This is a genomic window from Sunxiuqinia rutila, assembly GCF_050589705.1.
Lineage (GTDB): Bacteria > Bacteroidota > Bacteroidia > Bacteroidales > Prolixibacteraceae > Sunxiuqinia > Sunxiuqinia rutila.
Map to the genome: position 1 here is coordinate 115,000 of NZ_JBNGOT010000012.1, position 20,438 is coordinate 135,437.

Sequence of the window (20,438 nt, forward strand, 5' to 3'; positions counted from 1 at the left end):
AATTCAAATTGAGTGATGCCTTTTGTTCGTTCAAAAGCTAAAGGCACTACGAAATCAAGAGGAGGTGTTGGCGCATCTCCTTTTTGTTGTCTCTTCTTTTTCACATAAGCAAATTAATTTAAGTATTAGTACATTGTTATTTGAATTGGGGTATCGGGGTCGTTACTTAAAACAATATCGTAATTGATGGCGCAGCTGAATTTGATCAGTTCCATGATATCCTCAATGTCTTCATGCAGAATCGTTGCATTGAATAGCAGGTTGTTGATTTGTGGATTTTTGACTTCAATGGAGACATTATACCAACGCTCCAGCTTTTTGACCACCTCACTCATGGTGGCATCGCTGAAAATGAGTAATCCTTTTTTCCACGATGTATACTGAGAAGTTTCTACTTCGTGAATGCTCAACTCCTTCTTTATTCTGCTGTAATCAGCTTTTTCTCCGGGCTTTAGATGGTAATTCCGCGAGTTTCCTTTTTTCGTATTAAGTTCAACCGCCCCTTCTTCCAGCACTACACTTATCATTTCGTCTTCAGCATAACTTCGGACATTAAAAGAAGTTCCTAAAACCCGAACATTCAACTCATTGCATTGAACAACAAAAGGATGCGCAGTCTGTTTGGTAACCTGGAAGAAAGCTTCTCCATCCAGCCGGACTTCCCGGTTTTGAGAGAAAAATGCGGTGTTGTAGGTTAATGTTGTACCTCCGTTTAGCCAAACCGTAGATTGGTCGGGCAAGGTAATCATGGAGCTTTGACCATTGCTGGCGGTAATTGTTGTGTAGTTTTCAGGCGTTTGTTTAAAAATAAAATCAACCACTGAATTACCAACCAGTCCTCCAATCCCAATAACGAAAAACAGGATGGCAGCAATACGCCAACGGCCCAGGCTCTTCTCGAGTTGATAGCGTCGCAGTCTTTCGGCATACTTATTCCATGCTCTTGGCGTATTAACGTTGTCGTATGCCTCAACTTGACTGGCAATACCTGACCGACTGGTTAGCTGATCAAACAGCTGTTTGTTTGCAGTATCCTCTCCTACCCAATTCTTCAGGTCAAGTTCTTCCTCCCTGCTGTCTTTTCCGGTGATATATTTGCCCAGAAAAATGCCTTTTTTTATCGCGTCCCTTAATTTCATGCTTTTACACCTGAATAAAACTAAACTTCAATATTCTGATTACGCTACCTACAACGACATCGGAAAATAAAAGGACTACAAGAGAAGTAAAAAAAAAAATTAAGTGTGAAGTTCCTGAATTGGCTATTTACCTCTTAGCCAGGAGATAAAAAACAGCATTAAGCTATCCAGATTTTTTCGAAGTATTTTATACGCCCGGGCTTTATGCGTTTTGACAGTGCTAACGGCAATTCCCACCTGTTCAGCAATCTCACTGTTCGAATAATCCTTCAGGGCCAGAAGCAGAACTTGTTTCATCGCATCGGGCAGTTTATTAACCTCCTTATAGACTAAGTTAAACGCCTCAACGCGTAAAATTTCGGAAAAAAAGAAATCAACCTCAACGTCCTCTTTGAGCTGAAACTCTTTATACTTGTCTTTTACTTTTTGATGCTTAAGGTGATCCAAACAATGATTGCGTATGGAAGTGTAGAAAAAGGATTTAACCTGAAATAAATTCTCAAAGCTTCGGGGTTTCTCATAAAAAGCTAAAAAGACATCCTGAACAATGTCTTCACAAATAGCCACATCTGCAATATACTTTGATGCGAATGAAGTAAACCCAGCGTACGTGTCGTAAAAGAAATCCTGAACGTCCAGTCGTTCACCACCCTTTAACCGAATCCTGTTGCTGCTAACCATCTCTAATTTCTCTTACTGAATTCAACTTCTCCTATCTCCAAAGAAGAAAGTAAGCCTCAAATATAATTTGTAAAAATTACTATTTGATTGTTCAGACAATAAAATTTTTCTTCCCACCTCCACCAACCCCTCAATTCGTTACCGGGATTACTGACAGATAGCTACGAATAAGAAAATATTAAATTGTCTTTTTAAAGCAAAGAAATGATTGTGAGATTTCCGGGATAAGCGTGTAACTAACCTACACAGAAGCCAGCTGCCAGGCAACTTTTCAGAGCGACATCCATCTAACCGGCAATTATTACGCAGCCTCAATTTTCGTCAACTATAGGGAAAGTTATACCAATTACTATTTGGTAATCCCCTGCCGTTTCAGTAGTTAAACATACACCTTCAGGGAATTGCTCCTAAGCATTCTTTGACGATGCCCAAAATGAGACCGTGTAAAACAATCTGAATTATTTTTTTTTAAAACCCACACGAGAAATTTTTGTTGTTTGAGAATGGAACAATTTTTTCTCTTCTCCTTAATAGTAAAAAGAAAACAATGAAAAACACGAATGATATATTCTCGGTTAATATTCCGGATAGCAATAAACCACGTTTAGTCATCATTGGAGGCGGGTTTGGAGGTATTCGACTATTGCGCAGGCTGAACTCCGACAAATTTCAGGTGGTTTTGCTTGACCGCTATAACTACCATACCTTTCAGCCGCTGCTTTACCAGGTTGCCACTGCCGGACTGGAGCCGGATTCGATCGCGGGTCCGCTGCGAAAAGTTATCAAGCAAAAGCCCGACACCTATTTTAGGATGCTGAAGGTTAATCGTATTGACCCGGAAAATAAAGTTCTGGAAACCGTTGCCGGAAATTTGAGTTTTGACTACCTGGTAGTAGCAACGGGCGCACAAATCAACTATTTTGGCAATAAGAACATTGCCAAGCACGCCTTTCCGCTCAAGCAAGTGACTCATGCGCTGGATTTACGAAGCCATATTTTTCAACAATTTGAAAAGTCCGAGATTCTAACCAATCCCAAAGACAAAGAGCGCCTGATGACTTTTGTGGTTGTAGGTGCCGGTCCCACAGGTGTTGAAGTGTGCGGAGCTCTTGCCGAGCTAAAAAACAATGTTTTACCCAAAGATTATCCTCAACTCAATGTGGGCAGCATGCAAATTCACTTAATTGAGGGGCAGGATCGGGTGCTTCCCGCCATGTCGGAGCAGTCGGGCAAGCGGGCTTACAACTACCTGAAAAAAATGGGCGTCAACATCAGCTTAAACACACTCACCGATGACTATGACCGCATTGTCGTAAAACTCAGCAATGGGCAAGAAATTCGAACCGGAACGCTCATCTGGGCTGCCGGTGTAAAAGGCAACCTGGTGGACGGCTTTGACGAAAAAAGTATTCACAAAGGTCAGCTACTGGTAAACGAGACCAACCATATCATAAAAGACAAGGACACTAATGAAGCATACAACCATTTGTTTGCTATTGGCGATGTCATGCACATGCTTCATGAGGATTACCCCACCGGCTTACCCGGATTGGCTCAGGTTGCCATTCAGCAAGGCGAACAGCTTGCCGAAAACTTAAACCGCCTTTCAGACAACAAACCATTTAAGCCCTTTCAATACACCAACAAAGGGGCTCTGGCAACCATTGGCCGTAACAAAGCAGTAGCCGATCTTCCGGGCAACATCAAACTAAGTGGTATTGTCGGCTGGATGATCTGGATGCTGGTACACCTGCTGTTCCTGATTGGCTTTAGAAGTAAGGCCGTTGTGTTTGCCAACTGGTCTTGGAATTACTTAACCTACGACCGCGGTATACGATTGATATTACGCCCCTCAAGCAAGAAAAAAGACTTGGTAAGCAAAGAGATGATTGAAGCAATGAATGAAAAATAAGAGACAAAGACGATGAAGAATCCAAGCGCTATGCAGACAATACCCCCAAAACAGAGGAAAGCTTCGATTCTGCCCCAAGCAAATATTAAAACAGAGCATGCTGTGTTATCGACGCTTGGAAACTTTAAGCCATCAAATGCAGTATATTTGAAAGAGACGCAACTTGCTGGCGCTTCGCTTTTTCATCGTGGCCATAATACTTCTAATTCACTCCTGCAGAGTTACGCGATCCGACTACGTAAACAAACGCCAGCACAAATATTTTTGCTGACTTGCAAAAACAATAAATAGGAAAAATGAATACTAAATCAGATCAATCATGCACAAACTAGTTTTATTACGGCACGGAGAAAGCGAGTGGAACAGACAGAATTTATTTACTGGGTGGGTAGACGTTTCGTTGTCTGAACATGGTATCTACGAAGCTCAAAATGCAGGCATAACACTCAGTGTAAATCATTTTCAATTCGACATGGCCTACACCTCCCTTTTAAAAAGAGCCATTCAAACATTGTGGTACACTTTGGAAGCCCTGGATCAACTCTGGATACCATGGGAGAAATCCTGGCGGCTGAATGAGCGCCACTATGGGGCTTTACAAGGCCTCAATAAAAAACAAATGGCCCTAAAACATGGCGACGAACAAGTCCACCAGTGGCGACGCAGTTACAAAACCAAGCCACCGCTGCTTGATGGCAATGACCCACTTTCGCCCTGCAACCACCGGCGTTACCGCAATGTACCTAAAAACGAGCTGCCTCTGGGTGAAAGTCTGGAAGATACTTACCTCCGCTTTTTACCCTACTGGCACCGCGAAATTGCCCCGGCAATAAAAAGTGGCAAAAACGTATTAATTGCTGCTCACGGTAACAGTTTAAGGGCACTCATCAAACATTTGGACAACATCATGGATAACGAGATCCCCTCCCTGGAAATTCCTACCGGGAAACCCTTGGTTTATGAATTGGATGAGAACTTAAAACCAATCAAGCATTATTATTTATAACAACGCTAAATATACTAAGGTAAAACTCAACTGTAGGGATAAACACAATCAGCTATTGCCCAAATGCTTGTTGCGTGGGTTGACGTGACTAAATTTTACGAAAGCAACAAACACCACCCCACCGACGATATTGCCCAAGGTAGACCATAGCTGAACCCAACCGTAATCGGCAAGACTGATTGACTCACTAGTCAATACGGCAGTAAAAACCTCAATCGACCCAACAATGGAGTGGTGTAAACCTCCCATTCCAATAACAGAAGTAATTAATACGATAATCATTATTCTGGAAATGGTTTCCTGCGATGATGTAACAAGCCAAGACAATAAGCCCATAAGCCAGCCCGCTAACAATCCACTCAGCAAAATGATGTACCAAGGAAAGTCAATGAGCTTTTGCGCCAAGGATTCAAAGGCATTTAAACTGATTACCTCAAAAGCGGATGGCAAAACCGATAAAATCGAACTAAAAGCGTAGCCGCCCAAAAGGTTACCAACGTAAACAATCGTCCACAAAAGCATCAAGCTTTTTATGGAAACGTCGTTATTCAACACAGGAATAACGGCCAGCGTAGTATGCTCTGTGAACAACTCAGACTTGCCGACCACCACAAAAATAAACCCCAGCGGATAAGCAAAAGCCAAAAGTACATGCAACACCGATGGATGGACAACTCCCTGAAACAGGCTGTAAACCACAGCCATCAGAAAAACACTAAAACCAACGTCTAATCCTGCAGAAATAGCCGAAAGAAACAAATCCTGGCTGGATCGATTATGCTCATGCATAGCCATTTCAATCTGCTCTTTCAGAATCTCATCAATTTGCTTCGGCTTATTCAGTGCTTCTTTAAGGTCTCTCTTGATGTTACGCATAGGTCGTATTTTAATTCGTATTTCAAAAAATCATTCTGCTTCAAGTGTGACGTTATTCCACAGTTTTCCGATAACTTCCACATGGCTGACTAGATTTTCAGACTGTCCTTCATCTCTATCTTCTAACCGGTAACGCGGGATTATGCCTGTTTCAGCGTTACCGAATAAGTCAATGGCTTTTCAGGAATAGGAATTGCGGATTCCTTCCAGTAAGACAATCAATTATTAAACCATGAAAACACATCGAAAAGATTCGCCCTGGCACGAGCTCTTCATTTCACTTTATACGCACGTCGCTACTGGCAATCGACCTGGCAGCAAAAATCCTTGTTTAAATAGGTCTTCAGTTTTCACCGCAACAACTATCTTTGATGGCGGTTAATTCTTTTAACTAAAAAAATAAATGCACATGAATGTATTGATTACCGGAACAAGTTCTGGATTGGGAGATGGTTTAGCCAAACACTACCTCAATGCAGGCTGGCAAGTCTATGGCATCAGCCGTAAGGGCAACCCCGAACTGGAGGCTCATCCTCAATTTCACTTTCTCGCCCATGACTTATCAAAACTGGAAGAAACCCCAAACCGATTAGCCGGCTTCATTGAATTGATCGACACCTTTGACTTGGTCATCCTAAATGCCGGAATCTTAAATGAAATCAAAGACTTGCACAACACCCGGCTGGACGAAATTAAACATGTAATGGATGTTAACGTGTGGGCCAACAAAGTTTTAATTGATGTATTAGCCGACCAGGTTGCTGAGGTCAGGCAGGTAGTAGCCATTTCTTCTGGGGCTTCGGTAAGCGGAGCACGTGGCTGGAATGCCTACTCCCTGTCAAAAGCAACATTGAATATGTTGATTAGCCTTTATTCCAAGGAGTTTCCGGACACACACTTTTGTGCTTTGGCTCCCGGATTAATTGATACCGGCATGCAAGATTACATCTACAACTTGCCCGATGAGGAGGCGTTTCCGGTTGTAAAACGACTGAAAAAAGCCAAGGGTACCGACCAAATGCCTGATAGCAAAAAAGCCGCTCAAAAAATTGCGGATGCGATTGAAAAAATAAGAAAAATGGAAAGTGGTAGTTTTCAGGATGTCCGAACAATCTAAAACCAGCTCGCCAACAAGAAACTAGCCCCATTAAATCAATCGCAAAAATGCTTTGTATACTCACAAATAATTTCTAATTTTGCGCGTCCATATTTTATGGATTATAGAATTTTAATGTTTAATAAATTAGATGTTTTATGAAAAACCAGTATGAAACCGTTTTCATTGCAACTCCCGTTTTATCTGACGTACAGATAAAGGAAGCGGTAAGTAAGTTCAGAGACATCATCACCCAAGACGGTGGCGAGATTGTCAATGAAGAGGACTGGGGATTACGCAAATTAGCTTATCCCATTCAGAAAAAGAGCACCGGTTTTTATCACTTGATCGAATTCAAGGCTGAGCCTTCTTTGATTGAGAAGTTAGAAACCCAGTACAGACGCGACGAGCGTATCATTCGTTTCCTGACTTTCAGACAGGATAAATATGCTGCTGAGTACAGTGAGAAGAGAAGAAATAACTTGAAAGCTAAAACTGAAAAGGAGAAATAAGCTATGGCTAACAATCAAAGTGAAATCAGGTACCTGACTCCCCCGTCAGTTGAAATTAAAAAGAAAAAGTATTGCCGCTTTAAAAAGAACAAAATCAAATACGTGGATTACAAAGATCCTGAGTTTTTGAAAAAATTCTTGAATGAGCAAGGTCGTATTCTTCCACGTCGTATCACTGGTACTTCGTTGAAATACCAACGCAAAGTGGCCAGAGCCGTAAAAAGAGCTCGTCATTTAGCAATGCTGCCCTACTTAACAGATATGTTGAAATAATTTAAAGATTGAAGATAATGGAAATCATTTTATTACAAGATATTCAGAATTTAGGGAGCAAAGACGATTTAGTAACTGTAAAAGATGGCTACGGTCGCAATTTCCTGATCCCTAAAAAAATGGCGATTGTCGCCACTGAATCAGCTAAAAAAGTATTGGCTGAAAACATCAAACAACGCGCTCACAAAGAAGCTAAATTGAAAGATGAAGCTTTGGCTATTGCTGAAAAACTGCAAGGTAAGCAAGTTGTTATTGCAACTAAAACAAGTGCAACCGGTAAAATCTTCGGTTCTGTTAATACCATTCAGTTAGCTGAAGCGATTAACAAAAAAGGATTCGAAATTGACCGGAAGCAAATCAAAATTGCTGAAGACAGCATCAAAGAAATCGGTAAATACACAGCCAAAATCAAACTGCACAAAGAAGTTGTTGTTGATTTTGACTTTGAAGTAATTACTGAAGAGTAATCTAGTTTTACACACACATCAGACACATTTTTTCAAACAGACAGATAAAAAGCCATCTTGCAGTCGCAAGATGGCTTTTCTCTTTTAAACCTAACCTTTTCTTATAAACCTCACTCATTTTCGTGACTAACAATCATCCGTTTGTTTTTCATGATATTAATAACCGCGTCCACAATATAATCGTCCTGCATGGTGGCATAATTGAAAATCAAATCAAAATCGCAGTTATTCATTTTTCGCCCATTCACATGTTCAACAAATAAATCCCGCTGCCGGTCAATTTCCAGCACATACTCCTGAGCATCGCTTTTGGTCATGTTACTTACCTGCATAATCCGGTTGATCCGCCAATCCAGGGGTGCCTGCAACCGAATACTCAATTTCTGAGAAACATCACGAGCGATAGAACTTGCAGCTCTTCCTACAATAATAAAATTGCCAACCTCGGCAATGCGCAAAATAACATCTCTTACCGTATCAATAACCGCCTGGTCATCGGCCTCGTAAATTTTCTCCACCGAAAACGCCGTGGTTACTTCGTGCAATTGCGTTTTCACCTCCGATAAAAAGACATTTTTTATCTGTCCCGGATCCATTTCCAGCTCCATTGCAGCTTCCTCAATAATCTCTTTGCTCACCCACTTCCACTCCACATTGGTACTGTTTTCGGCCCGGTAACTGTACCCGGAAAGAATTTTGGCCAACTTGATCGCAATTGGCTTGGCCGAGCAACCACACTCGCGCGAGATCATGATCACTGGTCCGGGATACTTCGTTTTCTTTTCCTGAGCCGATGATTCTGCCAAATAGTTACTTAGAAAGTTTTTCATAGTCAAAAATTTTAAAGTGGCCCTTAAACACAATTAAAGCTACAACCTGAAATTCAAAAAAGTTTCAAAACCTGCTCTACAATAGTTGATTTCGCTCATGTTTTACAACTACTCTACACAACATGAAACATTTTAGTATTTTCGCCTAAAACTTATTCGAATGGGAAAAACAATCCAGACAGCGCTCGCCTCTTTTGGGATGTCAGGCATGGTGTTTCACGGGCCAAGCCTGAAAGCAAATCCAAACTTTAACGTTCATTCAATTTTAGAACGAACCAAGAATCAATCCATCAAAGATTACCCCCAGGCTCGCATTGTCAGAAGCTTTGAGGAGTTAATCCATCAGCCCGAAGTTGATTTGGTCATTATCAATACACCCGATCGGTTTCATTACCCAATGTGCAAGCAGGCACTGGAAGCGGGCAAGCATGTCATTGTTGAAAAACCATTTACCCAAACCGTTAACCAGGCCAACGAATTGATTCAACTGGCCCAAAAGCACAACCGTCTACTGTCGGTTTATCAAAACCGGCGCTGGGACAATGATTTTCTGACAGTGAAAAAAATACTGAACGAAGGTATGCTTGGACGCCTGGTGGAATTCGAGTCGCATTTTGACCGCTACCGCAATTTTATTCAGGAAGGAACTTGGAAAGAGGCCGGCGATAAACGCCACGGCGTCTTGTTCAACCTGGGCTCACACCTCCTTGACCAGGTTGTTCAACTTTTTGGCCTTCCTAAATCCCTTACTGCTCATCTGGACATCCTACGTACCAGCGGAGAGGTGAATGACTATTTTGATATTCGCATGCAATACCCCGATTTTGCAGCCATACTCAAATCATCGTACTTGGTTCGCGAGCCGGGGCCACGTTTCAGCCTGCACGGCACGCTTGGCTCCTTTCATAAATGGGGAATTGATCCGCAGGAAGAACTGCTAAAAGCCGGGCATTTGCCCAATGAAGCACATTGGGGCACTGAGCCCAAAGCATACTGGGGACAACTAAATACGGAGTGGAACGGACTAAACATTAAAGGTACCATTGAAACCCTGCCAGGCAACTATAACTCCTACTATGAAAACATATACGATGTGTTAACCAACGGAGCAGAATTGGCTGTAAAACCAGAGGAAAGCCGTGATGTGATTCAACTGCTGGATTATTGCCTGCAAAGCCACGAAGAGAAACGAACAATCTTCCTGTAAGCTCTTAGTTCCATTGTAATTTCTGAAGCGCTTTCAATACACGCCCTTCATTGATTTTCCCGGAATAAAGAACAACTGCATAACGCAACACGGTGGGATTAATCGTTGAAATCGAGACAGGTATTCGTCCCGGCCATACGGCATTTTGCATGCTATTTTGACTACGTAAGATCCAGCTTTGGGCTGTTTCAAAATCGTTTTCAGAATAAATCAGCATTCCTCCCTGGCCGCCATTTTTAGCCATTGAACCTTTTATATGCATCAGTTTTCCGGCTTCAACCGCTTCCTTTTGGGGTTGCACTGCTCCATTTTCTGAAGAAAACGTAACATCTTCCGGAAGCTTGATACGAGTTGAAAATCCGCCATAGCCTTTCACATCATCCGATCCCCCCAACGCAACCCCATCGGTCAAGGCTTTTAACTGAATTTCAAACTGAATGATCCGGTAGTTTTTGGACTGCTGATGAAAATGCACTTTGGTACTTTCTTCCACAAAAGCCGTTGCTCCCTCCCTGTAATTCGGAGATTTCCATTCCACTCGGGTTTTCAGTGTTCCCAAGTCTGGCGAAGGACGAACAAATTCGACCGATCTTACATCATGAATAAAATCCTTCAACTCCCATTGATCTGCAATGGACTCGCCTTCGATCAAAATCTGATGCCAGGCCCAAAAAATTCCGCGATGATGAATATGGTCTTCCGGAGAATTCTCCGTCAGCACCGTCTCATCCGGCAAATAAACAGGGTGGAAATAGTTGGTACGCCCTTTGTCCAGGTTCATCGCCGGAGCTTCTTTCACGTAAAAGGCAATTTTCTTTTTCCCATCGGTAAATAGGATCCCCTCATCTACCCGCTCCATGCTGATTTGAGCAAAAGCCGGGCAAACCAACAAAAGACCAACAATTAGCAGGCTTAAAAATTTTGATTTATTCATGTTTAGTTCATCGTCTTAGTTTGTGCTCCTGGTAAATTGGTTGACTAAGATATAAAAATGCCTAATGGCAAAGCCAGTTTTAGCCCCAATATTTTACAAAACATGAAAAACCGATAAATACTGCCTACTGCAAACCCTTTTTAAAATTGAAGGTTGTTGATGGCTGATACTGCTCTGAAAACCGGTATTTTGTCAAAATCTTTTTAATGATATGTTTCGACGGTTTTTCGTGGCTTAAATCAATCATAAAGTTGGAAAATCCTTCCTTCACCAACTGACTTTTGTATTGCAAAAGACTCACAGGAAAATCGGGTGTTACCACTGTAATCCCGTCTTTGTTTGTTTTCTGAAAGGTTTTGTTGGTATCATCCACAAATTGGTTGTCATCATTGGCAACCTGGACTGGCATGCGCGAATAAAACAACTCCGGATAAGCATGAAGCAGCACAATTCCCTGCTTGTTTTGCATGGTTTTCAGGTTGTCAAAATCGTTTTCGAGCGGATAGCAAAAGTTTCGAATTTGGGTTTCATTCAGCATTTTGGCTGCGGCATCATTATACACATACACATTTTCGTTGCTGCTCACCTGGCTGTCCTTTGACAACAACAGTTTTTGCGACAGGTGACTGATAAAAAACTGACGAATCCCTTGCGTTTCAATCTTTTTAACCAACTTCCGGTAAGTATCCAGGTGTTCCTCCGAAATAAATTTCGGCAACTCAATGTATAGTTTATGCTTGTTTTGCTGAATGAACCGGAGCGAAAAATCAAAGCTTTCCAGATCTTTACGCGTGAAAGACAAAATCACACCATCAGCTTCTTCCATCCGTAGCTTGCGTAACCAGTCCGGCTGGTCAACCCGAATAAATAAGCGGGATTTCGAAGGCCGGGATTTAATGAGCAACTGCTGACGAAACTTCTTTTTCTCGCCATACGGAAGCGCTTTCATACGTGCATGTGGCAGATTGGCAAATTTGCCGGGAAAACGCTGTTCGCGACGCCCCACCCAAAACAACTCATCTCCCACATGAAGCTTTTCCTGACCGGTAAAGGTAAATGAATAGCAATCATCATCAAGGTTCAAGTCGCGTAACTTGACGTTGACTGTGCTGTCATCCTTCACATTCCGAATACGAATGCGGTCGCCTTCCTTCATTTCGGTTGTCGACTCAAACATCACCTTGTCCTTGCTTAATGTCTTGATAAATCCGATGGAAATTCCGGTATTTGAAGTATCGGTAATGCCATCCTTCACATCTTTCCCCAGGAAATAGGCTATCTTTTCACGACCAAAATCCAACTTCAGCAGCTCTTCGGCTTCCGCCTTCTTTTCCGGATGATCAATCGCCATGCGATAGGCTTTGGCTACCCGAAAAACGTAATCCGCCGACTTCATACGGCCTTCCACCTTTAATGAACGGATGCCCAGCTCTTTTAGTTTTTCCAGGTTGGGCAACTGCTGGTTATCTTTCAGGTTGAATAAGAATTTGCTTTGCTGGTTGTCCTGGTAAATGCGGCGACATGGCTGGGCGCACAGCCCCCGGTTAGCGCCACGCCCCCCCAGGTAACTGCTAAAAAAGCAGAGTCCGGAAAACGAATAGCACAAAGCACCGTGCACAAACAGTTCCAGCTCAGTTTTCGAGCGTCCGGCAATGTTTGTCAGTTCGGTCATTGTCAGCTCACGCGCCAAAATCACCCGGGCAATTTTCTTTTGCTCCGAAAAATCAACGCCCAGCGAGTTGTGATTCCCCATTTGCGTACTGGCATGAATCACCAGCTTTGGGAAGCGCAAGCGCGCAATATAATACAAACCCCAATCCTGAATAATAATAGCATCAACACCGGCACGCTCCAGAAAAGTCAGCACATCCAGCAAATCATCAATTTCCTTGTTTTTGATAACAGTATTGAGCGTCACGTAAATTTTCACCTTTCGCTTTTTAGCCTCCTGCAAAGCAGCAAGCAAATGACTTTCGCTGAAGTTGGTGGCACGACCTCGTGCATTAAAATTCCGCATGCCAAGATAAATGGCATCAGCGCCAGCTTCTAAAGCAGCGTAAAAAGCCTCCGTGTTTCCGGCCGGTAAAAGTAATTCAGGTTTTGGTTGATGCATGATAATTTCAAATTTGTGCAAAAATAGGGATAATCTTTACTAGCCCTAGAATTTATGGTCCAGAAGCTTATTCGGGCGCTTATTTTTACCAATTATAAATTACACAATCCACATGAAATTGTTATCTCCAGATTGCAAAAAATAAAACTTACTGCTTACTTTTGTTTGCAGAAATTAAGATTTAGCCGTGGAAAACCTCATACAAATTCATCAGACACTATTTGAACAACCGCGTAAGACCATCCGACGTGAATTACTCGATGAAATTGACTGGTCTCACCGCCTTATTTGTATTAAAGGATTCCGTGGCGTGGGCAAAACAACCTTTTTGCACAACCTGGTAAGGGAAAAATACCTGGAGGACAAATCCTGCCTGTATGTAAGCCTGAACAACTTCTATTTTACCCGCAGAAAGATTTACAACTTTGCCGATGAATTCTACAAAAAGGGTGGCAAAGTGCTTATCCTCGATCAAATTCACAAATACCCGGAGTGGTCAAAAGAGCTACGCGCCTGCTATGACGATATGCCCGAGTTGAAAATTGTCTTCTCGGCATCACCTGTTTTGCGAGTTATTGAAGGCAATACCCACCTTAAAAACATCATTAAAGTATATCATCTGGAAGGTTTGTCTTTCAGAGAATACCTGAATTATCGCGGAAAATTCGAGTTTCCACAATATACGTTGGATGAGATCATCACCAACCACCAGCAAATTGCCCAGGAAATAACCAACCAGGTAAAACCCCTGGCGTATTTTGAAGAGTACCTTCAAATCGGTTTTTATCCGTATTTCCTGAACAACAAACCGTTTTACAATGAAACGCTGCTCAAGCACGTTAACCTGGCACTGGAGCTGGATGTGACTTACCTCAACCAAATTGAGTTAAAGTACTTGCCCAAGCTTCGCAAGTTGTTGCAGATTATTGTAAGCGAAGTACCATTTTCGCCCAACATCAGTAAAATCAGCAACGATGTGGAAACCTCACGCGCCACGGTAATGAACTATTTGCGCTACCTGAAGAATGCACGTCTAATCAACATGCTTTTCTCCAACGGGGGCGATGATCAACTAAAAAAGCCGGATTTGGTCTACGCGCATAACACCAATATTTTATTTGCCGTAGAACCCAATAACATTACAAACCGGAACCTGCGCACCACCTTTTTTTACAACCAGGTGGGCTATCGGCACGACATAAAAAGCTCGGACAAAGCCGATTTTAAAGTCAACGACAACTACCACTTTATCGTGGGAGGGAAATATACAGAACCAGAAAAAGAAACCTATGCAGCTGCTGACATGATTGAAGAAGGCAGCGGGAATAAAATCCCCTTATGGCTGTTCGGATTTTTATACTAGTCACGAGTTGCTTGTTTCTGATTGGGTTTTAAAACTTGGTATTTGAAATTAGAATTAGAATATACATCTGAAATTTAACTTGAATAAAATGGCAAAAGAAAAAAAATTCATTACATGTGACGGAAACTATGCGGCAGCGCATATGAGTTACATGTTTAGCGAAGTTGCCTGTATCTATCCCATTACGCCATCATCAACCATGGCTGAATATGTGGATGAATGGGCTGCAAAAGGAAAGAAAAACCTGTTTGGCCGTCCGGTGCGTTTGGCTGAAATGCAAAGTGAAGGTGGTGCCGCTGGTGCTGTTCACGGAGCACTTCAATCAGGTGCATTGACTTCAACTTACACGGCTTCTCAAGGATTGTTGCTAATGATCCCTAACATGTATAAAATTGCTGGTGAATTGTTACCGACTGTTTTCCATGTTAGTGCCCGTGCCCTGGCCGGACATGCGTTGTCAATCTTCGGAGACCACTCTGACGTTTACGCTGCCCGTCAAACTGGATTTGCCATGTTGGCCGCCGGTTCTGTTCAGGAAGAAATGGACCTGGCTGGTGTCTCTCACCTGGCAACACTAAAATCACGCGTTCCATTCCTGTCATTCTTTGACGGATTCCGTACTTCACACGAAATTCAAAAAATTGAAGTGATCGATCAAGAAGACATCCGCCCATTGATTGATTACGATGCCCTGCAAGCATTCCGCGACCGTGCGTTGAATCCTGAGTCTCCTCTAACTCGTGGTACAGCTCAAAACCCGGATATTTTCTTCCAGGCTAAAGAAGCTTCAAACCCATTTTACGATGCCGTTCCTGATATCGTAAATGAGTACATGCAAGAAATTTCAAAACTGACCGGACGTCAGTATCACCCATTCACTTACTACGGTGCTGAAGATGCTGAAGATATCATCATTGCGATGGGATCAGTTACTGAGACTATCAAAGAAACAATCGACCACTTGGCTGCTCAAGGCAAAAAAGTTGGTTTGTTGTCTGTTCACCTGTACCGTCCGTTCAGTGCAAAATATTTCATGAACGTATTGCCTGCAAGCGTTAAGCGTATTGCCGTACTTGACCGCAGCAAAGAGCCGGGAGCAAATGGCGAGCCATTGTACCTGGATATTAAAGACTTGTTCTACGGAAAAGAAAATGCGCCTGTTATTGTTGGTGGACGTTACGGATTGGGATCAAAAGATACCACTCCTTCACAAATCATCGCTGTTTACGAAAACCTGGAAATGGCAGAGCCTAAAAACGGCTTTACCTTGGGTATCGTAGATGATGTTACCTTCAAATCACTTCCTTTAAAAGAAGAAGTAAAAGTTTCTCCTGAAGGAATCTACGAAGCTAAATTCTACGGTTTAGGTTCAGATGGTACGGTTGGAGCCAACAAAAACTCCATCAAAATTATCGGTAGTGCAACCGACAAATTCTGCCAGGGATATTTTGAGTATGACTCAAAAAAATCAGGTGGTTTCACTTGTTCTCACCTGCGCTTTGGTGATAGCCCAATCCGTTCAACTTACCTGGTAACAACGCCTGACTTTGTTGCCTGCCACGTTCCTGCCTATGTCAACTTGTACGATGTACTGAAAGGCTTGAAAAAAGGTGGTTCATTCCTATTGAACTCTATTTGGGATGAGGAAGAAACCAAAAAACGTTTGCCAAACGCGATGAAGCGTTACCTGGCTGAAAACGAAATCAAATTCTACATCATCAACGGTACTAAACTGGGTGAAGAATTGGGATTAGGAACTCGTACCAACACCATCATGCAATCGGCTTTCTTCAAAATCACTGGCGTAATTCCTTACGACCAAGCGGTTGAAGAAATGAAAAAAGCCATTGTAAAATCATACGGTGCCAAAGGTGAGAAAATCGTTAACATGAACTTTGCCGCTGTTGAAGCTGGTGGTCAAAACGTAACCAAAGTTGAAGTTCCTACTGAATGGGCTGACATTAAACTGGAAGAAGAAGCTGCTGCTACTGACCGTCCGGAATACATCAGCAAATTTGTGGATGTAATCAACGCTCAAAAAGGAAACGACCTGCCTGTTTCTACCTTCAAAGGGTATGAAGACGGTACGTTTGAGCAAGGAACATCAGCATTCGAAAAACGCGGTATCGCTGTTAACGTTCCTGAGTGGCAAGATGACAACTGTATTCAGTGTAACCAATGTGCTTACGTTTGTCCTCACGCTGCTATTCGTCCATTCCTGATGACTGAAGAGGAAATGGCCAACGCTCCCGAAGGAACAACAACAAAAACAGCTACTCCAACCAAACAATTCCCTGGCTTGAACTTCCGTATTCAGGTTTCAGTTCTTGACTGTACGGGTTGTGGAAACTGTGCCGATGTTTGTCCTTCAAAAGAAAAAGCACTGGTAATGAAGCCTCTTGGAACTCAAGAAGACCAAGTTGCCCGCTGGGAGTACATGGACAAAAAAGTCACTTACAAAGAAAAAGTTGTCGACAAATACAAATCAGTTAAAAACTCACAGTTTGCTCAACCATTGTTTGAGTTCTCCGGAGCTTGTGCTGGTTGTGGTGAAACACCATACATCAAACTGATTACGCAACTTTATGGCGAGCGTATGATGGTTGCCAATGCTACCGGATGTTCTTCAATCTACGGTGGTTCGGCTCCTGCCACGCCATACTGCAAACACAAAGAAAGCGAACAAGGGCCAGCTTGGGCCAACTCATTGTTCGAAGACAATGCCGAGTACGGTTTCGGTATGGCTGAAGGTGTTTCAGCTCAACGCGACCGCATTGAAAGCATCATGAGCGAGGCGCTTCAAAACGGAATTAGTGAAGACGAAAAAGCAGCTTTCACTGCCTGGATTGAAGGTAAAAACGATGCCGAAGCTTCAAAAGAAGCATCAGCAAAAGTGTTGGCTGTACTGGAAGGTAAAGATGCCGATTACGCCAAAGACATCGTTAGCCTGAAAAAATACCTGGTGAAAAAATCCGTTTGGGTATTTGGTGGTGACGGATGGGCTTATGACATCGGTTACGGTGGTCTAGACCACGTATTGGCTTCAGGTGAAGATGTAAACGTATTGGTAATGGATACCGAAGTTTACTCCAACACTGGTGGTCAGGCTTCAAAATCAACTCCGGTTGGTGCCGTTGCTAAATTCGCCTCTTCAGGTAAGAAAATCCGCAAAAAAGACTTGGGTGTAATGGCCATGTCATACGGTTACGTTTACGTGGCACAAGTTGCTATGGGCGCTAACCAGGCTCAATACCTGAAAGCACTTCGCGAAGCGGAAGCTTACCCAGGACCATCCTTAATCATTGCTTATTCTCCATGTATCAACCACGGATTGCGTGCCAGCATGGGCGCTTCTCAGGCTGAAGAGAAAAAAGCAGTTGAAGCAGGTTACTGGTCACTGTACCGCTACAATCCGCTGCACGAAGCTGAAGGCAAAAACCCATTCGTGCTGGATTCAAAAGAACCGGATTGGAGCAAATTCCAGGATTTCTTGAACGGAGAAGTTCGTTATACTTCACTGAAAAAGTCGTTCCCGGAACAAGCTGCTGAGCTGTTTAAAGCTTCTGAAGAGAATGCCAAGTGGCGTCACGCTTCTTACAAGCGTTTGGCTGCGATGGATTTCACTCCGGAATCAGCTGAAGAAAAGTAATACGCAAAAAACCGTTTTACTATACATCAAAAGACCATCTTCCTTCGGGAAGGTGGTTTTTTTTTGTTCGGTGTCGCTCTGTGATTAAAAAGATTGATGTCAGTTTTCCGTTGTCAGTTTTCCGTTGTCAATGGTGGTCATTGGTTGTTAGTCAACAGCTATTTGCGTGGTAATCAAATGGTCAGCTTTTTGAAGATGCGTGCCTTCGTACGTTCGTGCCTTCTGCCTTCTGCCTGTTTCCTTGGTTCTCGGATGTTCAGATAGTCAGCTTGTGCGTGAGTTCATACGTTCTTGAGTTCGTGACCTCCTGACTTCGTACGTTCGTGCCTTCGTGCGTTCTTACTCTAACCTCCTACCCCTTTGCCCCATGCTCTCTGCTCTCTGCCCTCTGCTATCAAGCCCCCACAAGCTTCCTGCAGACAGAACCAGGAAAACATGTGCAAAAATCATCTTTAAAGTGCTGTTGAAAGCTGCGATCGTAATCCCGGTTTTTCTATTTTTAGAAAGCAGTTGCGAGTCACGAAACAGGCTCAGGTTCAAACGTTCATTAAAAACTGAAAAAGGTGTATTTAAACGAAATCATTCAAGAGGTCTTTCATGAAGTAGATTCACTGGAAGCCAAAGGACAGGTTGCCTCTTACATTCCGGAGCTCAAGAAAGTTGAGCCGGAGAAGTTTGGCGTTTATCTTTCAACCATCGACAACACCGGTTTTGGCATTGGCAACTGCTACGAAACATTTTCGATTCAAAGTATTGCCAAAGTCCTTTCGTTAAGCCTGGCCTATCGAATTCTTGGCGAAAAAATATGGGAACGTCTGGGCGTAGAGCCCTCCGGAACAGCTTTCAATTCATTGATTCAGCTTGAAGTGGAAAATGGCATTCCGCGCAACCCGTTTATTAATGCCGGGGCCTTGGTTATTTCCGACATCCTGCTGAGTCATTTGGAGCATCCCAAGGAAGATTTTCTGGCGTTTATCCGCTCACTAAGTAACAACCGCAAGATTGACTATTCGTCCCGAATAGCCACCTCGGAAAAGCAAGTGGGCTACCGAAATGTGGCTTTGTGTAACCTCATCAAATCGTTTGGAAACATTGAAAACGAACCGGCCGATGTGCTCAACTTTTACTTCAACCTCTGCTCGCTGGAAGTCAATTGCCAGGAGCTTTCCGGCTTATTTCTGTTTCTGGCCAATGACGGTTGCACCTTATCGGGCAGCAGGGTACTCAGCCAAAGCCAATCCAAAAGGGTAAAAGCCTTGATGCAAACCTGTGGGTTCTACGACGAGTCAGGAGAATTTTCATTTAAGGTTGGCCTGCCGGGGAAAAGCGGCGTTGGCGGAGGCATTGTCGCCATTCATCCGAAACACTATGTGATTGCCGTTTGGAGCCCCCGGCTGAACAGCAAAGGAAACTCGTACAAAGGCATGAAGTTTCTCGAGGAATTTACCACCAAATCGCAGCTTTCCATTTTTTAATCCGAATCCCCTGAGCACAATTAGCCCGGCAAGCCCTTGAGCCGTTGTGCCAAAATAATTGCTAAGTTTGCCGTCAAAAATAAAGAAACATGAATATTAGCGGAAACTGGACCTATCGCGAAGATTTTGAATACGGCCAATCAACAGGACAGGTGGAATTTACCCAAACCGGCAATGAGGTTAGCGGCCTGTTTTCGTTTACCGAAGAAGTGGAAAACAACTACCGCATTGAAGTCAAGGAAACAGTAAAAGGCACCATGACTGATGGCAGCCTGTTGCTGGAAAGTGTAGCGGTTACCGCCCTGCAAAACGGCGTTCCGATTAGCTATTTACCCAATACCTTCGAAATCCAGCACATGAGCGAAAACCAAATGGTCGGATCGACCTTCGACAGCGAAGCTGTTTGTGGCGTGTTTGTGCTGGATCGAATCCGTTAATCAAACGGTTCAATCACCGGCCTGCTTCTATTTGGAGTTCTCAGTGCCTGAGTTCATCAGTATCTTGGCGCAAAGCGCATGGGGATCTCAATTATCTGTTTAGAGCTTCAAATTCCAATTCCGACATTGCGAGAGCAGCGAAGCAATCTGTAGGCTATTGCCAGTTTCCTGATGTCAGTTGTCGGTTATTCGATAGTCATTGTTTTTTGCTCTGTGAATTACTCCTGGTCACTCTGTGGTTAAAAAGTTTGTCATAAAAATTGATTTTCGGATAGTCAGATTATTGGGTTGTACGTGAGTTCGTACGTTCGTGTCTTCGTGACCTCGTGCCTTCTCCCTTCTGCCTTCTGCCTTCTGCCTGGTTCATCTTCTCTCTTTTCTCCTAACCCATTGAACTTGCAACAAAAAAGTGGACATTGAGTTAAGCTATGCTGCCAATTTTTGTTTATTTATTAATTCAGCAAATTC

17 protein-coding genes are annotated in these 20,438 nt (G+C 43.1%); 11 read left to right on the top strand and 6 right to left on the bottom strand.

Features of this window, described 5'->3' with window-relative positions:
- Positions 1-125: 125 nt before the first annotated feature.
- Both ACRD6K_RS15205 and ACRD6K_RS15210 read right to left on the bottom strand, forming a co-directional pair.
- Positions 126-1,139, bottom strand: a complete 1,014-nt coding sequence (locus ACRD6K_RS15205; protein ID WP_430973948.1) for a FecR family protein — start codon at positions 1,137-1,139, stop codon at positions 126-128.
- 123 nt (positions 1,140-1,262) lie between these two features.
- Complete coding sequence (locus ACRD6K_RS15210; protein ID WP_430973949.1) at positions 1,263-1,820, bottom strand: sigma-70 family RNA polymerase sigma factor; 558 nt, start codon at positions 1,818-1,820, stop codon at positions 1,263-1,265.
- A 547-nt stretch (positions 1,821-2,367) separates the two neighbouring features.
- Here ACRD6K_RS15210 and ACRD6K_RS15215 point away from each other — a divergent pair.
- Together ACRD6K_RS15215 and gpmA are read left to right on the top strand one after the other, a co-directional pair.
- A complete protein-coding gene (locus ACRD6K_RS15215; protein ID WP_430973950.1) occupies positions 2,368-3,732 on the top strand; it encodes an NAD(P)/FAD-dependent oxidoreductase in 1,365 nt (454 codons plus the stop codon).
- A gap of 319 nt (positions 3,733-4,051) precedes the next feature.
- Complete coding sequence (gene gpmA / locus ACRD6K_RS15220) at positions 4,052-4,738, top strand: 2,3-diphosphoglycerate-dependent phosphoglycerate mutase (RefSeq protein WP_430973951.1); 687 nt, start codon at positions 4,052-4,054, stop codon at positions 4,736-4,738.
- A gap of 48 nt (positions 4,739-4,786) precedes the next feature.
- Here gpmA and ACRD6K_RS15225 read toward each other — a convergent pair whose 3' ends face one another.
- The gene (locus tag ACRD6K_RS15225) at positions 4,787-5,614 is read right to left on the bottom strand and encodes a formate/nitrite transporter family protein (RefSeq protein WP_430973952.1); all 828 of its coding nucleotides are present in this window, start codon (positions 5,612-5,614) and stop codon (positions 4,787-4,789) included.
- A 409-nt stretch (positions 5,615-6,023) separates the two neighbouring features.
- Here ACRD6K_RS15225 and ACRD6K_RS15230 point away from each other — a divergent pair, with 409 nt between their 5' ends.
- From ACRD6K_RS15230 to rplI, 4 genes are all read left to right on the top strand, one after another.
- Complete coding sequence (locus ACRD6K_RS15230; RefSeq protein ID WP_430973953.1) at positions 6,024-6,731, top strand: SDR family NAD(P)-dependent oxidoreductase; 708 nt, start codon at positions 6,024-6,026, stop codon at positions 6,729-6,731.
- A 137-nt stretch (positions 6,732-6,868) separates the two neighbouring features.
- A complete protein-coding gene (gene rpsF / locus ACRD6K_RS15235; RefSeq protein WP_299577337.1) occupies positions 6,869-7,222 on the top strand; it encodes a 30S ribosomal protein S6 in 354 nt (117 codons plus the stop codon).
- Positions 7,223-7,225: 3 nt separating this feature from the next.
- Complete coding sequence (gene rpsR, locus ACRD6K_RS15240) at positions 7,226-7,495, top strand: 30S ribosomal protein S18 (protein ID WP_299577335.1); 270 nt, start codon at positions 7,226-7,228, stop codon at positions 7,493-7,495.
- A gap of 17 nt (positions 7,496-7,512) precedes the next feature.
- Positions 7,513-7,962, top strand: coding sequence for a 50S ribosomal protein L9 (gene rplI, locus ACRD6K_RS15245; protein WP_299577333.1), 450 nt, complete (start codon positions 7,513-7,515; stop codon positions 7,960-7,962).
- A gap of 110 nt (positions 7,963-8,072) precedes the next feature.
- On the opposite strand, the gene ACRD6K_RS15250 is transcribed toward rplI, so the two are convergent.
- Positions 8,073-8,792 (bottom strand): cytidylate kinase-like family protein, encoded by a 720-nt coding sequence (locus tag ACRD6K_RS15250; RefSeq protein ID WP_430973954.1) that lies wholly within the window; start codon positions 8,790-8,792, stop codon positions 8,073-8,075.
- A gap of 160 nt (positions 8,793-8,952) precedes the next feature.
- Between ACRD6K_RS15250 and ACRD6K_RS15255 the strand changes: the two genes are divergently transcribed.
- Entirely contained in the window at positions 8,953-9,999 is a 1,047-nt protein-coding gene (locus ACRD6K_RS15255) for an oxidoreductase (protein ID WP_430973955.1), read from the top strand.
- A gap of 4 nt (positions 10,000-10,003) precedes the next feature.
- Here the strand turns inward: ACRD6K_RS15255 and ACRD6K_RS15260 are convergent, their stop codons facing one another.
- A complete protein-coding gene (locus ACRD6K_RS15260; RefSeq protein WP_430973956.1) occupies positions 10,004-10,933 on the bottom strand; it encodes a DUF6807 family protein in 930 nt (309 codons plus the stop codon).
- A gap of 124 nt (positions 10,934-11,057) precedes the next feature.
- A complete protein-coding gene (locus tag ACRD6K_RS15265) occupies positions 11,058-13,046 on the bottom strand; it encodes a peptidase U32 family protein (protein WP_430973957.1) in 1,989 nt (662 codons plus the stop codon).
- Between the two features lie 187 nt (positions 13,047-13,233).
- Here ACRD6K_RS15265 and ACRD6K_RS15270 point away from each other — a divergent pair, with 187 nt between their 5' ends.
- The 4 genes from ACRD6K_RS15270 to ACRD6K_RS15285 all read left to right on the top strand — a co-directional run bounded on the left by ACRD6K_RS15270 (position 13,234) and on the right by ACRD6K_RS15285 (position 19,970).
- Complete coding sequence (locus ACRD6K_RS15270) at positions 13,234-14,409, top strand: AAA family ATPase (protein ID WP_299577304.1); 1,176 nt, start codon at positions 13,234-13,236, stop codon at positions 14,407-14,409.
- A gap of 88 nt (positions 14,410-14,497) precedes the next feature.
- Positions 14,498-18,058, top strand: a complete 3,561-nt coding sequence (gene nifJ / locus ACRD6K_RS15275) for a pyruvate:ferredoxin (flavodoxin) oxidoreductase (RefSeq protein ID WP_430973958.1) — start codon at positions 14,498-14,500, stop codon at positions 18,056-18,058.
- 563 nt (positions 18,059-18,621) lie between these two features.
- Positions 18,622-19,533 (top strand): glutaminase, encoded by a 912-nt coding sequence (locus ACRD6K_RS15280; protein WP_430973959.1) that lies wholly within the window; start codon positions 18,622-18,624, stop codon positions 19,531-19,533.
- A gap of 89 nt (positions 19,534-19,622) precedes the next feature.
- Entirely contained in the window at positions 19,623-19,970 is a 348-nt protein-coding gene (locus tag ACRD6K_RS15285; protein ID WP_430973960.1) for a hypothetical protein, read from the top strand.
- The last annotated feature ends 468 nt before the right edge of the window (positions 19,971-20,438 follow it).